The organism is Brevundimonas sp. (assembly GCF_041911375.1).
Lineage (GTDB): Bacteria > Pseudomonadota > Alphaproteobacteria > Caulobacterales > Caulobacteraceae > Brevundimonas.
In genome coordinates, this window is the sequence record NZ_JAYRPA010000025.1 from 1 (window position 1) to 13,502 (window position 13,502).

Sequence of the window (13,502 nt, forward strand, 5' to 3'; positions counted from 1 at the left end):
CGCGCGCGGACGCCGGGCAGGGCGTGCTGGTCAGCCTGCACGACCTGACGCTGGCGGCGGCCTTCGCGGATCGCATCGTGGTGCTGGACGCCGGCCGGGTCGTCGCGGACGGCCCGCCGCTGGAGGCGCTGTCGCCCGCCGTGCTGAGGCGGACGTTCGGGCTGGACGGCCGGTGGATCGACGGGCCGGACGGGCCGCTGCTGGCGGCCCGGCGCGTTCAGTAGCCCGTGTAGGGACGGGGACCGGCGGCGGCCCCGGCCGAGATGTCGGCCGACGGCGTCAGCGGCGCCGAGCCGCCGTTCAGCCGCGCCTTGTAGACGGCCATGTTCTCCATCACCCGCATCATGTAGTTGCGCGTCTCGGTGAAGGGCGCGCATTCGATGAAGTCGATGGTGGCGTTCGCATCGCCACGCGGATCGCCGCAGCGCGCGATCCACTGGTTCGGCCGCGCCGGACCGGCGTTGTAGCCCACCGTCGCCAGCAGCATGGAGCCGTTGTTGGCCGCCATCAGCTCGCCCAGGTGATAGCTGCCCAGGGTCATGTTGTAGTCCGGATCCCAAAGCTGTTCGGCGGAATAGCTCATGCCCAGGCGACGGGCGACGCCGGAGGCGGTGGCGGGCAGGAACTGCATCATGCCGCGCGCATCCGCGTGGGACCGGGCGCGCGGGTCGAAGCTGGATTCCTGGCGGGTGATGGCCAGGGTGAAGGGCAGGGGCGCCGCCCCGTTGACCGAAGGCGGGATGCGGATCGGATACATCCGCTCGGGCAGGACGAAGCCGCGCTGGCTGGCGGCGCGTCCAACCATCATGGCGGTGAAGCCCTCGCCGTAACCGCGGGACAGGTCCATCAGCAGGGCCAGGTCCTCGATCGTCGGCAGGTCGTTGTCCAGCTGATAGGCGAAGACGCGCAGCAGGGTCGTTTCGCCGGTTTCGCCGAGGATGCGCGTGGCGCGCACGATTTCATTACGCTCGAAGGCGGCGACGGCGGCCTGATCGGGTGCGGGCTCGCCCGGCAGGGCCAGGGTGGTCAGGCCGGCCTTCTCGGCCGCCAGCTGGCCGTAGAAAGTCTGCCAGTGCTGGGCGCCGTTGCGGTAATAGGTCTGGGCGGCGTCGCGCTCGCCGCGGGCCTCGGCCGCTCGGCCCAGCCAGTAGTAGGCGCGGCCCTGGGTGATCGGCGTCGAGGAGGCGCCGCGCAGCGCCTCGAAATGGCGGGCGGCGACCTCGGGCTGGTTCAGCTTGGTCAGGGCGACCCAGCCGGCGAAGAAATCGGCGTCCACCATGCGGTCGCCCGAGGCGAAGCCGTGGCCATTCATCGCATCGTAGGCGGCGCGCCAGTTTCCCTGCTGCAGGGCGTCCAGGAAATAGTTGCGGCGTTCGCTCCACAGGGTGTTCTGGCCGCTGTCGTGCGACGGCGCGGGCGGCAGATAGGCCAGGATGGGGAAGGCTTCGGACTGGCGGTTCTGGGAACGGAGGATGCGGACACGCTCCAGCACGACCGCGGGATCGGCGGCCTGGGCGGGGCTGAGGCCGGCGACGACGGCGTCGGGGCTGTAGGCGGTGCGCAGCGCCATCACCGCATTGCCGACGACGGCGCGCTCAGGCGAGACGAGGTCCATCATCGCGCGCGTGGCCGGGCCGTGCGGCCCAAGCAGCAGCATGCTGAGGCGGGCGTCGTGGTCGGCCTGGGTCAGCCAGCCGCCCCAGCGGGCCAGGATGCGGGACTGCGGCGCCTGGTCGAAGGATCGCGTGGTCCACCAGTCGCGAACCAGGGCGCGGGCCTCGTCGGTGCGGCCGCGCTGTTCATAGGCGGACGCCAGGGCGATGGCGCCCTCTACGGTCGTGGGCGGCTGGTCGGCGAACAGGGCCAGGGCGGCGTCGGCGCCCATGCCGGAACGGTCCAGCACCTTCTCGGCGGCCGCTCGGCGCGATTCGGCCCGGGGCCAGCCGGCCATGCTGGTCTGAGCCTGGGCCAGCTGGGCGTAGGACAACTGCTCGCCCGACGTGTCGATCAAGGCCCACTCGACCAGCTTGCGGGCCGCCGGGTCGCCGATCTGGGCCATCACGGCCTGGGTCCCGGAGACGTCCCGCGCCCGGGCGGCGGCCAGGCCCTGGCGGAAAAGCGCCGTGTCCTGATCGTTCAGCACGCGCGGTCCCTGATAGGTCGGCGCATAGGCGGGCGTGGACTGGACCGCCGTATAGGGAACGGGGCCGGAGGTTACGTCCTGCGGATTGGGAGCAAGCACCGCAAGCATCGCCGCCAGGCTGGTTCCGATCATGATCTTTCCTGTTCCCATTCAATCCAGTTGCGGCAAGGCCGTCGGCGACCTAACTTCCCGCGCTCATTTCGCGACGATCGATGTCGCCCATTCCCGCGCAGGCCAAGCTAGTCCCATGACCGCTCCCTTGTTCAAGGGTGTGATCACCGCCCTGATCACACCACTTCGTGACGGAAACGTGGACGAGGCCGCTTTCGTCAAATTGCTGGAGCGCCAGATCGCCGCAGGGGTCCACGGCGTCGTCCCCATGGGCACGACGGGCGAAAGCGCGACCCTGCATCCGGACGAGCACAAGCGGGTGGTGGAACTGGCGGTTTCGGTGTCCGCGGGCCGGACCAGGGTGATCGCCGGCGCGGGATCCTCGGCCACCGACAAGGCCATCGAAATGGCCGCTCACGCCAAGGCGGTCGGGGCGGACGGCGTCCTGGTGGTCACGCCCTATTACAACCGGCCCTCGCAGGCGGGGATGACGGCGCATTTCCGCGCCATCGCCGAGGCGGTGCAGATTCCGCTGGTGCTCTACAATGTGCCGGGCCGTACGGGTTCGGACCTCGCCAACGAGACCGTGGCGGCGCTGGCGGAGCATCCGAACATCGTGGGGCTGAAGGACGCGACCGGCGACATGGGGCGCATCAGCTGGATGCACGCCGCCGTCCCCGCGCCGTTCGCCTATCTGTCGGGCGACGACGCCAGCTGGCTGGGCTACGCCGCGCACGGCGGGCATGGGGTGATCTCGGTGACGTCCAACGTCGCGCCCGAGGCCATGGTCGCCATGCACGACGCCATCGTGGCCGGCGATCTGGCGACGGCCCGCTCGTGGCAGGATCGCCTGATCGGCCTGCATCAGGCGCTGTTTCTGGACAGTTCGCCGTCGCCGGCGAAGTACGCCCTGTCGCGGCTGGGCATGTGCGGCGAAGAGGTGCGGCTGCCCTTGGCGCCGACGGCCGAGGCGGTGCGCCCGTCCATCGACCGCGCCATGGCCGCGGCGGGCCTGACCTGATGGCCGCCGAAAAGCCCAAGATGAAGGTGCTGGCGGAGAACCGCCGGGCGAAGTTCGACTATTTCCTGACCGACAATCTGGAAGCCGGAATCCAGCTGCTGGGCACCGAGATCAAGGCGCTGCGCGACGGCCGGGCCAACATCGCCGAGAGCTATGCGGCGGTGGAAGGGCGCGAGATCATGCTGATCAACGCCGACATCCCGCCCTACAAGCAGGCCAACCGGTTCAACCACGAGCCGCGCCGGCACCGGAAGCTGCTGCTGCACAGGAAGCAGATCGACAAGCTGATCGGCGCGGTCCAGCGCGACGGCCAGACGATCATTCCCTTGCGCCTCTATCTGAACGAGGCCGGCAAGGCGAAGCTGGAGATCGCCCTGGCCAAGGGCAAGAAGCTGCATGACAAGCGCGAGGCCTCGGCCGAGCGCGACTGGCAGCGGGACAAGGCCCGCCTGATGCGCGACAAGGGCTGAAGGCTAGAACCGCGCGGCGTTCAGTCTCAGCCGTCATTCCGGGGCGTCCGCAGGACGAACCCGGAACCCAGGAGACTTGCATCCGGCGTTGATGTTTCCGGCGCGCGTGAGCGCGGGCGTGGGTTCCAGGTTCTTCGCTTCGCTCAGCCCCGGAATGACGATCCCGGGGGCTGCGAGGCTGTTCGGCTGGTCCTACGCCTCGATCAGCGTCCGGGCGCGCGCGAAGATGGCTTCGAACATCGCCGGCGTCAGGCGACCGGTGTTCGTGTTCAGCCGCGAGCAGTGATAGCTGTTCAGGATGACATAGCCGCCGGCCTCGCCCTCGGCGCCGTGGCCGGCGGGCATGGCCGTTCCGGGGCGTCCGAACGCCTTCAGGATGTTGCGGCGGGACACGTCGCCCAGGGTGACGATCACCTTCAGGTTCGGCAGCAGCTTGAGACGATCGATCAGGAAGGGGCGGCAGGTCGTCTCCTCGATCGGCAGGGGCTTGTTGCCCGGCGGGGCGCAGCGCACCGCATTGGTGATCATGCAGTCGGTCAGCGTCAGATCGTCGTCGCCGTCGGGGTCGTAGGTCCCGCTCGCGAACCCCGCCTTCTTCAGCGTGTCATAGAGCAGCCAGCCGGCGTGGTCGCCGGTGAAGGGCCGGCCGGTGCGGTTGGCGCCGGTGCGGCCGGGCGCCAGGCCCGCCACCAGCAGGCGGGCGTTCGGATCGCCGAACGACGGCGCCGGGCCGTTCCACCAGTCGGGGTTCTGGCGCGCATTCTCCTGGCGATAGGCGACCAGGCGCGGGCAGCGGGGGCAGTCGCGGGGCGGTTCGGGCGTCAGGCTCATTGCGCGGCCTTCGGTCGGCCGAAGTCGGCCATCAGGTCGTTCAGGTCCAGGAAGGCGTCGGCCTGGCGGCGCAGTTCGTCGGCGATGTGCGGCGGCTGAGTCTTCTGGGTGGATATGACGGTGACGCGGACGCCCCTGTTCTGGACCGCCTGCACCAGCCGGCGGAAGTCGCCGTCGCCGGAGAACAGCACGACATGGTCCAGCCGGGGCGCGAGCTCCAGCATGTCCACCGCGATCTCGATGTCCATGTTGCCCTTGATGCGGCTGTGACCCTGTCCGTCGGTGAACCGCTTGACCGGCTTGGTCACCACGGAGAAGCCGTTGTAGTCCAGCCAGTCGACCAGGGGCTTCACCGGCGAGAACTCTTCGCCCTCGATCACCGCCGTGTAATAATAGGCGCGCGTCAGGATGGATTTCTCGCGGAACCACTCCAGCATCCGCCGGAAGTCCAGGTCGTACTGCAGGGCCCGGGCGGCCGAGTAGAGGTTCGAACCGTCGATGAAGACCGCCAGGCGGTCGTTGGAATGAAACATGGTCGAGGCCGTCGAAAGCGATGAAGAAAATGGCGTCCGGCCGGACGTCGGAATCGACGACGACCTTGATCTGGACGCCGCAGTCATCGTGGCCTTGGGCTGCAATGACAAGGGGGCGTGGTCATCGTGCCGGGAGGCGCTGGAGGCCGCGCTGGCCCGTTTCCGGTGCGAGGGGATTGATGTGGTGGCGCGGTCGGCCTGGTGGTCGTCGCTGGCCTGGCCCGATCCGACGGACCCGCCGTTCCTCAACGGCGTCGTGATCGTGCGCACCGAGCATGATCCGCACGCCCTGATGGCCGCGCTGGGCCGCATCGAGGACGCCTTTGGGAGGCAGCGGTCGCTGCGCAACGCGCCCCGCACCCTGGATCTGGATCTGATCGCCTACGGGCGGCTGAGCGGCGACCTGGACGGCCTGATCCTGCCGCATCCGCGCGCCGCCGAGCGGCGGTTCGTCATGGGGCCGCTGGCCGAGATCGCGCCGGACTGGAGCCATCCCGTCACCGGCGCCGCCGCCGCCGATCTGGCGCGCGGGGCGGCCGTGGCCCGCGACGCGCATCCGACCTGACGCCTAACTTCCGCCCCTGTGGCGTTGCAAAAAGCCGTCCCCATCTGTATTTGACGCGGTTCTCCCCCGCGTTCGAGGAATTTCATGGCCCGCGTCACCGTCGAAGACTGCATCGAGAAGGTTCCGAACCGCTTTGGTCTGGTGCTGCTGGCGGGTCACCGCGCCCGCAACATCGCCAACGGCGCCGCCCTGACGCTCGACCGCGACAACGACAAGAACCCGGTCGTGGCCCTGCGCGAAGTCGCCGAGGACACGGTTAAGCCGGAAGAACTGCGCGAGAACATCATCACGACGCTGCAACGCGTCGACGAGCGCACCGAAGCCGAGGACGAGGCCGAGACCGTCGCCCTGCTGGCCGAGCCGCAGCACATGAACATGGCCGAGGCCGAGCTGATCCGCGCCCTGCAAAGCGACCGTGACGGCGGTCAGGAGGAGCGGTACTGACGCCCGAGGGAGCCCCTGGCGTCACTATCCTGCCGGCGCGGACCGAAGCGGTTCCGCCGGCGCCCCAAGCTGCAAACCGAAACGAGCCCGTTCCCGCGCCATCGAAAGAGACGCCGGCGCCGAAGCGTGCGCCGATCATGCGCCAGTTCGAGCTGATCGAGGCGGTCAAGGCCTATGACCCCACCGCCGACGAAGCGCTGCTGAACCGCGCCTACGTCTATGCGATGAAGATGCACGGCTCGCAGCTGCGGGCCTCGGGCGATCCCTATTTCGCCCATCCGATCCAGGTCGCGGGCATTCTGACCGACTATCGGCTGGACACGGCCACCATCGTCACCGCCCTGCTGCACGACGTGGTCGAGGACACCTCGGCGACGCGCGACGATATCGCGGGCATGTTCGGCGAGGAGGTCGCTGTCCTGGTCGAGGGCGTGACCAAGCTGTCGCGCCTGGAGCTGCAGGCCGAGCATACGCGCCAGGCCGAGAACCTGCGCAAGTTCATCCTGGCCATCAGCCGGGACGTGCGGGTGCTGCTGGTCAAGCTGGCCGACCGGCTGCACAACATGCGCACCCTCCAGTACGTCAAGCCGGAGAAGCGCGAGCGCATCAGCCGCGAGACGCTGGAGGTCTATGCGCCGCTGGGCCGGTCGATCGGCATCCACTCGATCGCTTCCGAGCTGGAAGAACTGGCCTTCACCCATTTGAACCCGACCGCCAAGACCGCCATCGAGCGGCGGCTGGAGGCGCTGAAGCTGGAGCACGGGCGCGCCATCGAGGGCGTCTCGGTCGAGATCGAGCGGGTGCTGGCCGAGGCGGGCATGCCCGCGCGGGTGTTCGGTCGTCAGAAGACACCCTATTCGATCTGGCGCAAGCTGCAGCGCAAGTCCGTGGGCTTCTCGTCGCTGTCGGACATCTACGGCTTCCGCGTGATCGTGGAGGCGGAGGACGACTGCTACCGCGCCCTGGGGGTGCTGCACCGCGCCTGGCCGATGGTGCCGGAGCGTTTCAAGGACTTCATCTCCACGCCCAAGTCCAACAACTACCGCTCGCTGCACACGACGGTGGTGGGGCCCCGCGGCCTGCGGATCGAGATGCAGATCCGCACCGAGGACATGGACCGGGTGGCCGAGGACGGGGTGGCGGCGCACTGGCGCTACAAGAACCAGTCCTACGGTTTCGATCACGAGGCGATGGAGAAAGGCGGGGGCCGCGACCCCCTGCAGAACCTGCGCCACCTGGTGCAGGTGATCGAACACGGCGAGGGCGGGGAGGACTGGGTCGAGCACGCCAAGCTGGAGATGTACCTGGACCAGGTCTTCGTCTTCACGCCCAAGGGCCGCCTGGTGACCCTGCCGCGCGGCGGCATGCCGCTGGACTTCGCCTACGCCGTCCATACTGAGGTCGGCGACACCGCCGTGGGCGTCAAGATCAACGGCGAACTGAAGCCCATGCGCACGCCGCTGCAGAACGGCGACGTGGTCGAGGTGATCACCGGGACCAAGCGCGAGGTGCCTGCGGACTGGCGCAGCCTGACGGTCACCGGACGTGCGCGCTCGGCCATCCGCCGTCATATCCGCACGACCGAGCGGGAAGAGTTCATCAAGCTGGGCCGCACGGCGCTGGAGCACACCCTGACGCGGGTGGAGAAGGCGCTGGCGGACGTGTCGCTGAAGCCGGTGCTGGAGACCTTTGCGGTCGCCGCCGACGACGATCTGTTCGAGGCGCTGGGGCGCGGCCGGGTGTCGCCGACCGTGGTGGCCGAAACGCTGTTCCCGTCCCTGAAGGGTCGGCTGAAGGCCGGGCCGGAGAAGCAGCGGATCAAGGACGACAAGGCGCGGCTGTTCGTGCGCGGCGGGGGCCTGACGCCGGGCGTCAGCGTCCATTTCGGCCAGTGCTGCACGCCGGTGCCGGGCGACCGCATCGTTGGCATTCTGGAGCCCGAGGTCGGGCTGACGGTGCACACGATCGACTGCCAGACCCTGGCCGACTACGCCGACGACGATTCGGTCTGGCATGACCTTCAGTGGACGCCGGAGGCCGAGCAGCGGGCCGTCGCCGCCGCGCGCATCCGCGCCACGATCCGCAATGCGCCCGGCGTGCTGGGGCAGGTGACGACGCTGATCGGCGAGGCGGGCGGCAACATCATCAACCTGTCCATGGCGCACCGGCAGCAGGACTTCTTCGACGTGGACGTGGACGTCGAGGTCGAGGACGCCAAGCACGCGACCATGATCATGGCCGCCCTGCGCGCCAATCCGTCGGTCGACAACGTCGAGCGCGCCCGGGGCGAATGAAGGACAACGCGAAGATGAACGCCGGCCAGATGGCGTCGCCGTCTTATCGCCTGGCGGCCATGGACCAGGACTTCCTGCTGGGCGATTCCATGCGCGGCGTGCGGTTCCTGATGGAATACGCCAAGGCGGAGGAGGCGCTGAGGGCCTGGGGCGTGCGCTCGACCATCGTCGTATTCGGCAGCGCCCGCATCCGCGAAGGCCAGCGCTGGTATGATCAGGCGCGCGCCTTCGGCCGCCTGGCGTCGGAGCGGGGCGGCGCCTTGCGGGGATCGGTCGGCGAGCCGCGCGACAACGTCATCGCCACGGGGGGCGGTCCGGGAATCATGGAGGCGGCCAATCGCGGCGCCGTCGACGCCGGGGCGCCGTCGGTCGGCTTCAACATCACCCTGCCGCACGAGCAGGAGCCCAACGCCTATTCCACGCCGGAGCTGACCTTCCGCTTCCATTATTTCGCGATGCGGAAGATGCACCTGGCCATGCGGGCCAATGCGCTGGTGGTGTTTCCCGGCGGGTTCGGCACCTTCGACGAACTGTTCGAACTTCTGACCCTGCGCCAGACAGGCAAGGCGCCGCCCATACCCATCGTCCTGTTCGACAAAAGCTATTGGACAGAGATCATCAACTTCGACGCCCTGGCCCGGCACGGCATGATCGCCGACAGGCATCTGGACCTGATGGGCTTCGCCGAGGACGCCGAGGGCGTCTGGGCCGAACTGCTGCGTCGGGGGCTGAGACCGCATGAGGATATCGAATAGCGACGCTGGAGGCTTCATCCGCGCGTGTTCCGGGTTTAGAGACGGCGCATGAACACCCAAGACGTCCTCAACGAGTTCCGTGACGCCGGCGCCCTGCGCGAAGGCCATTTCGTCCTGTCGTCCGGGCTGCACAGCCCGGTCTTCCTGCAGAAGAACCTGGTCTTCATGGATGGGGCCCGGTGCGAGCGGCTGTGCAAGGCGCTGGCCGAGAAGATCACGGCCGCGGTCGGCGCGGTCGACGTCGCCATTTCGCCGGCCGTGGGCGGCATCATCCCCGGCTATGAGACCGCCAGGCACCTGAAGGTCCGTTCGATGTATGTCGAGCGCGACGGCGGCCAGTTCAGGCTGCGCCGCGGCTTTTCGGTCGAGCCGGGCGAAAAGGTGGTGATGGTCGAGGACATCGTCACCACCGGCCTGAGTTCGCGCGAGTGCATCGCGGCCATCCAGGCGGCGGGCGGCGAGGTCGTCGCGGCGGCCTGCATCGTCGATCGGTCCGGCGGCAAGGCGGATGTCGGCGTGCCGCTGATCGCCCTGGCCTCGCTGGAAGTGCCCGCCTATCCGGCCGACGCCCTGCCGCCGGAACTGGCGGCTATCCCGGTCGAGGATCCGGGCAGCCGTCGGTTGGCGAAATAGGATGAGGCGCGATCGGGTCAGGCTGGGGGTCAACATCGACCACGTGGCCACCGTGCGGAACGCGCGGGGTGGCGCGCATCCCGATCCGGTTCGCGCGGCCGAGGCGGCGCTGGCGGCGGGCGCGGACGGGATCACCGCCCACCTGCGGGAAGATCGCCGCCACATCACCGACGCCGACATCGACGTGCTGAGCGCCCTTTGCGCGCGGGCCGGCAAGCCGCTGAACCTGGAGATGGCGGTGACCGAGGAGATGCTGGACATCGCCCTGCGGCACCGTCCGCACGCCGCCTGTCTGGTGCCCGAGCGGCGCGAGGAAGTGACGACCGAGGGCGGTCTGGCCGTGGCCGGGCACGAGGCGCGCATCGCGCCGGTGGTGAAGGCCCTGGCCGACGCCGGGGTGCGGGTGTCGCTGTTCATCGAACCGGCCGAGGATCAGGTCGAGGCCGCCGCCGCCGTGGGCGCGCAGGTGGTCGAGTTCCACACGGGCCGCTATTGCCACCTGACCGATCCCGGCGAGCGGGAAGTGGAGTTCGAACGCCTGGCCGCCGCCGCCGCCCAGGCCGACATCCTGGGTCTGGAAGTGCACGCCGGGCATGGGCTGGACTACGACACGGCGCCGCGCCTGCTGGCCATTCCGGAGGTGCGGGAGCTGAACATCGGGCACTTCCTGATCGGCGAATCGATCTTCATCGGCCTGGACGCCGCCATCCGGCGGATGCGCGCGGCGATGGACGCCGCATGATCATCGGGGTGGGCGCGGACCTGTCGGACATCCGGCGCATCCAGACGTCGCTGGATCGGTTCGGCGACCGTTTCAAACAGCGCTGCTTCACCGAACTGGAGCGGACCCGCTCGGATCGCAAGCCCGATCCGGCCTGGAGCTACGCCAAGCGGTTCGCGGCCAAGGAGGCCTGCGCCAAGGCGCTGGGCACCGGGATGCGGGCCGACGTCTACTGGCGCGACATGGGGGTGGTGAACCTGCGGTCAGGCCAGCCGACCATGGCGCTGACCGGCCACGCGGCGGAGCATCTGGCGCGTCTGACCCCGCCGGGACATGAGGCGAAGATCCATCTGACGCTGAGCGACGAACATCCGTATGCGCTGGCTTTTGTCGTCATCGAAGCCTTGCCGGTGGCGTAATCGCGCTATACCCGTCCGCTGACGACCGCGACCCCGCGGCAAGGGATGCCTGATCGCATGAGCGAAACCGAAAAGCCGCACCACGAGCCTGCGGTCGAGACCTCCAGGACGGCCGGCAACGGTCCGGTCTACGCGTCCGGCGCTCCGGAAAGGGGCAGGGCGAAATCGGCGGGCAACGAGACGGTCGAGGTCGTCAAGACCATCGTCTTTGCGCTGCTGATCGCCATGGTGCTGCGCATCTTCCTGTTTCAGCCCTTCACCATCCCGTCGGCGTCGATGGAGCCCAACCTTTACGAGGGCGACTACATCGTCGTGTCCAAGTGGTCGTACGGCTATTCGAAGCACTCGATCCCGTTCAGCCCGCCGCTGTTCGACGGCCGCATCCCGGCCGGCGCCCCGGCGCGCGGCGACATCGTCGTCTTCAAGCTGCCCCGGGACAACAAGACCGACTTCATCAAGCGCGTGATCGGCCTGCCGGGCGACCGGGTGCAGATGATCGCCAACAAGCTCTACATCAACGGCCAGCCGGTGCAGGACGTGGTGGTCAGCCAGACCGAGATGCAGGACATCTTCGGCCCGCGCCCGATCACCAAGGTCCGCGAGACCCTGCCGAACGGCAAGGCCTTCATGACCCAGGACTTCGGCGCCGGCGGCGACCTGGACGACACGCCGGTCTATGAGGTGCCCGCCGGCCACTACTTCATGATGGGCGACAACCGCGACAACTCGATCGACAGCCGGGTCGACCCGCTGAACGGCGTCGGCATGGTTCCGGCCGAGAACCTGGTCGGCAAGGCGCAGATGATCCTGTTCTCGTGGGAGCCGGGCTCTTCGCTGTGGAACCCGGCCAGCTGGTTCCGCGTGCGGCTGGACCGCTTCTTCACCGTTCTTCACTGATGGCGAACAGTCGCGCCGAGGCGGTCGCCGCGCTGGAGCAGCGCATCGGCCACGATTTCCGCGACAAGGCCCTGCTGGAGCGCGCCCTGACCCACGCCAGCGTGGGCGAGGGGGCGCCTCCAGGCGCGCACGGTCCGCGCGACAACGAGCGGCTGGAGTTTCTGGGCGACCGTATCCTGGGGCTGCTGACCGCCGAACGGCTGTTCCGCGATTTTCCGCTGGCCGACGAAGGGCAGTTGTCCTCGACGCTTCACGCCCTGGTGGACAAGACCGCCTGCGCCCGCGTGGGCGAGGCCTGGGGCGTAGGCGCGGCGCTGCGCCTGTCGCCGGGCGAGACCAAGACCGGCGGCCGCAAGAAGGCCGGCGTCATCGCCGATGCGGTCGAGGCGATCCTGGCGGCGGTCTATCTGGACGCGGGCCTGGACGCGGCGCGGGGCGCCTTCGAACGCGGCTGGGCCGGCGATCTGGCGGCACCGCCGCCGCGCGCCGCCACCAATCCGAAGTCGGCGCTGCAGGAGTGGGCGCAGGGGCGCGGACGCCCCCTGCCGACCTATCGCATCGTCGAGCGCACCGGCTCGGACCATGCCCCGACCTTCACGGTCGAAGTCGTCGTCGAGGGCGTCGAACCCTTGACCGCACAGGGCCGTTCGCGTCAGGAGGCGGAGAAGGCCGCCGCGACGGCGCTCCTGAAACGTGAAGGCGTGATTTGACCGAGACCCCCAACCCCGCACAGCGCGCCGGCTTCGCCGCCATCATCGGCGCGCCCAACGCCGGCAAGTCCACCCTGGTGAACCGGCTGACGGGATCGAAGGTCTCCATCGTCACCCAGAAGGTCCAGACCACCCGGTTCCCCGTGCGTGGCATCGCCATGGAAGGCGACGCCCAGATCGTCCTGGTCGACACCCCCGGCATCTTCACCCCGCGTCGGCGGCTGGACCGGGCCATGGTCGCTTCGGCCTGGGGCGGCGCCGAGGACGCCGACATCGTCGTTCACCTGATCGACGCCCAGTCGCACATCGCCGCCGAAGGCCGCGACGGCGCGGCGGCGGACCGTCGCTCGGCCGAGGACACCGAGACCATCATCGCAAATCTGCAGGCCACCGGGACCAAGGTCGTGCTGGCGCTGAACAAGATCGACGGAATGCGGCGCGACACCCTGCTGGCGTTGTCGCAGAAGCTGTTCGAGAGCGGCGTCTATGAGGAGGTCTATATGATCTCCGCCGCGACCGGCGACGGGGTCGAGGACCTGAAGCAGCGACTGGCGCGCTCCATGCCCGAGGGGCCGTGGCTGTATCCCGAGGACCAGGCCGCCGACGTGCCGGTGCGGGTTCTGGCCGCCGAGATCACGCGCGAGAAGGTCTATCTGCGCGTCCACGAGGAACTGCCCTATTCCGCGGCGGTGGAGACGACCAGCTTCGAGGACCGCGCCGACGGCTCGGCCCGGGTCGAGCAGACCATCTATGTCGAACGCGAGAGCCAGCGGCCTATCGTCCTGGGCAAGGGCGGGCAGACGCTGAAGTGGATCGGCCAGAAGGCGCGCGAGGAGCTGACCGAGATCCTCGGGCGGCCGGTGCACCTGTTCCTGACGGTGAAGGTGGATCCGAAGTGGCAGGATTCGCGGGCGCTCTACGCTCAGTTCGGCCTCGATTTCGACGTCTGATCGCG

General features: G+C 69.0%; 15 protein-coding genes and 1 pseudogene. 13 read left to right on the forward strand and 3 right to left on the reverse strand.

The genetic code is table 11. The features are described 5' to 3' along the window. Nucleotides 1–224: pseudogene (locus ACE3PU_RS04955) on the forward strand (ABC transporter ATP-binding protein); the annotation flags it as partial. Here the strand turns inward: ACE3PU_RS04955 and ACE3PU_RS04960 are convergent. After that, nucleotides 218–2,275, reverse strand: coding sequence for a lytic transglycosylase domain-containing protein (locus tag ACE3PU_RS04960; RefSeq protein WP_374387288.1), 2,058 nt, complete (start codon nucleotides 2,273–2,275; stop codon nucleotides 218–220). The pseudogene ACE3PU_RS04955 and the gene ACE3PU_RS04960 sit on opposite strands and share 7 nt — an antisense overlap. Nucleotides 2,276–2,390: 115 nt before the next feature. Between ACE3PU_RS04960 and dapA the strand changes: the two genes are divergently transcribed. Together dapA and smpB are read left to right on the forward strand one after the other, a co-directional pair. Beyond that, nucleotides 2,391–3,275 (forward strand): 4-hydroxy-tetrahydrodipicolinate synthase, encoded by an 885-nt coding sequence (gene dapA / locus ACE3PU_RS04965; protein ID WP_374387290.1) that lies wholly within the window; start codon nucleotides 2,391–2,393, stop codon nucleotides 3,273–3,275. Further along, nucleotides 3,275–3,745 carry an SsrA-binding protein SmpB gene (gene smpB / locus ACE3PU_RS04970; protein ID WP_287897816.1) on the forward strand — a complete coding sequence of 157 codons (471 nt, stop codon included), beginning with the start codon at nucleotides 3,275–3,277 and terminating at the stop codon, nucleotides 3,743–3,745. The genes dapA and smpB overlap by 1 nt, the downstream gene beginning before the upstream one ends. Before the next feature lie 192 nt (nucleotides 3,746–3,937). Here smpB and ACE3PU_RS04975 read toward each other — a convergent pair whose 3' ends face one another. Beyond that, nucleotides 3,938–4,576 carry a uracil-DNA glycosylase gene (locus tag ACE3PU_RS04975; protein ID WP_374387292.1) on the reverse strand — a complete coding sequence of 213 codons (639 nt, stop codon included), beginning with the start codon at nucleotides 4,574–4,576 and terminating at the stop codon, nucleotides 3,938–3,940. Next, nucleotides 4,573–5,109 (reverse strand): NYN domain-containing protein, encoded by a 537-nt coding sequence (locus tag ACE3PU_RS04980; RefSeq protein WP_374387294.1) that lies wholly within the window; start codon nucleotides 5,107–5,109, stop codon nucleotides 4,573–4,575. The genes ACE3PU_RS04975 and ACE3PU_RS04980 overlap by 4 nt, the downstream gene beginning before the upstream one ends. Between ACE3PU_RS04980 and folK the strand changes: the two genes are divergently transcribed. The 10 genes from folK (at nucleotide 5,108) to era (ending at nucleotide 13,497) form a co-directional block, all read left to right on the forward strand. Next, nucleotides 5,108–5,674 (forward strand): 2-amino-4-hydroxy-6-hydroxymethyldihydropteridine diphosphokinase, encoded by a 567-nt coding sequence (gene folK, locus ACE3PU_RS04985; protein ID WP_374387296.1) that lies wholly within the window; start codon nucleotides 5,108–5,110, stop codon nucleotides 5,672–5,674. The two genes, ACE3PU_RS04980 and folK, sit on opposite strands and share 2 nt — an antisense overlap. Before the next feature lie 84 nt (nucleotides 5,675–5,758). Beyond that, nucleotides 5,759–6,118, forward strand: coding sequence for a DNA-directed RNA polymerase subunit omega (rpoZ, locus tag ACE3PU_RS04990; RefSeq protein ID WP_374387298.1), 360 nt, complete (start codon nucleotides 5,759–5,761; stop codon nucleotides 6,116–6,118). Nucleotides 6,119–6,255: 137 nt separating this feature from the next. Beyond that, nucleotides 6,256–8,412, forward strand: a complete 2,157-nt coding sequence (locus tag ACE3PU_RS04995; RefSeq protein WP_374387300.1) for a bifunctional (p)ppGpp synthetase/guanosine-3',5'-bis(diphosphate) 3'-pyrophosphohydrolase — start codon at nucleotides 6,256–6,258, stop codon at nucleotides 8,410–8,412. Further along, nucleotides 8,409–9,167, forward strand: coding sequence for an LOG family protein (locus ACE3PU_RS05000; protein WP_374387302.1), 759 nt, complete (start codon nucleotides 8,409–8,411; stop codon nucleotides 9,165–9,167). The genes ACE3PU_RS04995 and ACE3PU_RS05000 overlap by 4 nt, the downstream gene beginning before the upstream one ends. Nucleotides 9,168–9,215: 48 nt before the next feature. Beyond that, nucleotides 9,216–9,800, forward strand: a complete 585-nt coding sequence (gene pyrE, locus ACE3PU_RS05005; protein ID WP_374387304.1) for an orotate phosphoribosyltransferase — start codon at nucleotides 9,216–9,218, stop codon at nucleotides 9,798–9,800. A gap of 1 nt (nucleotide 9,801) precedes the next feature. Then, on the forward strand, nucleotides 9,802–10,542 hold the full coding sequence (locus ACE3PU_RS05010) for a pyridoxine 5'-phosphate synthase (protein WP_374387306.1): 741 nt from the start codon (nucleotides 9,802–9,804) through the stop codon (nucleotides 10,540–10,542). After that, the gene (acpS, locus tag ACE3PU_RS05015) at nucleotides 10,539–10,940 is read left to right on the forward strand and encodes a holo-ACP synthase (protein ID WP_374387308.1); all 402 of its coding nucleotides are present in this window, start codon (nucleotides 10,539–10,541) and stop codon (nucleotides 10,938–10,940) included. Before ACE3PU_RS05010 ends, acpS begins: the two co-directional genes overlap by 4 nt. Before the next feature lie 57 nt (nucleotides 10,941–10,997). Beyond that, nucleotides 10,998–11,837 (forward strand): signal peptidase I, encoded by an 840-nt coding sequence (gene lepB, locus ACE3PU_RS05020; RefSeq protein ID WP_374387310.1) that lies wholly within the window; start codon nucleotides 10,998–11,000, stop codon nucleotides 11,835–11,837. Next, nucleotides 11,837–12,547: a ribonuclease III gene (gene rnc / locus ACE3PU_RS05025; RefSeq protein WP_374387312.1), complete on the forward strand. Its 711-nt coding sequence runs from the start codon at nucleotides 11,837–11,839 to the stop codon at nucleotides 12,545–12,547. The genes lepB and rnc overlap by 1 nt, the downstream gene beginning before the upstream one ends. Further along, nucleotides 12,544–13,497 carry a GTPase Era gene (gene era, locus ACE3PU_RS05030; protein ID WP_374387314.1) on the forward strand — a complete coding sequence of 318 codons (954 nt, stop codon included), beginning with the start codon at nucleotides 12,544–12,546 and terminating at the stop codon, nucleotides 13,495–13,497. Before rnc ends, era begins: the two co-directional genes overlap by 4 nt. Nucleotides 13,498–13,502: the final 5 nt, after the last annotated feature.

Bases quoted from the DNA above. Each gene is read 5' to 3' on its own strand.
- ACE3PU_RS04960 (WP_374387288.1), bottom strand. From the start codon at position 2,275: ATGATCGGAACCAGCCTGGCGGCGATGCTTGCGGTGCTTGCTCCCAAT.
- dapA (WP_374387290.1), top strand. From the start codon at position 2,391: ATGACCGCTCCCTTGTTCAAGGGTGTGATCACCGCCCTGATCACACCA.
- smpB (WP_287897816.1), top strand. From the start codon at position 3,275: ATGGCCGCCGAAAAGCCCAAGATGAAGGTGCTGGCGGAGAACCGCCGG.
- ACE3PU_RS04975 (WP_374387292.1), bottom strand. From the start codon at position 4,576: ATGAGCCTGACGCCCGAACCGCCCCGCGACTGCCCCCGCTGCCCGCGC.
- folK (WP_374387296.1), top strand. From the start codon at position 5,108: ATGGTCGAGGCCGTCGAAAGCGATGAAGAAAATGGCGTCCGGCCGGAC.
- ACE3PU_RS04980 (WP_374387294.1), bottom strand. From the start codon at position 5,109: ATGTTTCATTCCAACGACCGCCTGGCGGTCTTCATCGACGGTTCGAAC.
- rpoZ (WP_374387298.1), top strand. From the start codon at position 5,759: ATGGCCCGCGTCACCGTCGAAGACTGCATCGAGAAGGTTCCGAACCGC.
- ACE3PU_RS04995 (WP_374387300.1), top strand. From the start codon at position 6,256: ATGCGCCAGTTCGAGCTGATCGAGGCGGTCAAGGCCTATGACCCCACC.
- ACE3PU_RS05000 (WP_374387302.1), top strand. From the start codon at position 8,409: ATGAAGGACAACGCGAAGATGAACGCCGGCCAGATGGCGTCGCCGTCT.
- pyrE (WP_374387304.1), top strand. From the start codon at position 9,216: ATGAACACCCAAGACGTCCTCAACGAGTTCCGTGACGCCGGCGCCCTG.
- ACE3PU_RS05010 (WP_374387306.1), top strand. From the start codon at position 9,802: ATGAGGCGCGATCGGGTCAGGCTGGGGGTCAACATCGACCACGTGGCC.
- acpS (WP_374387308.1), top strand. From the start codon at position 10,539: ATGATCATCGGGGTGGGCGCGGACCTGTCGGACATCCGGCGCATCCAG.
- lepB (WP_374387310.1), top strand. From the start codon at position 10,998: ATGAGCGAAACCGAAAAGCCGCACCACGAGCCTGCGGTCGAGACCTCC.
- rnc (WP_374387312.1), top strand. From the start codon at position 11,837: ATGGCGAACAGTCGCGCCGAGGCGGTCGCCGCGCTGGAGCAGCGCATC.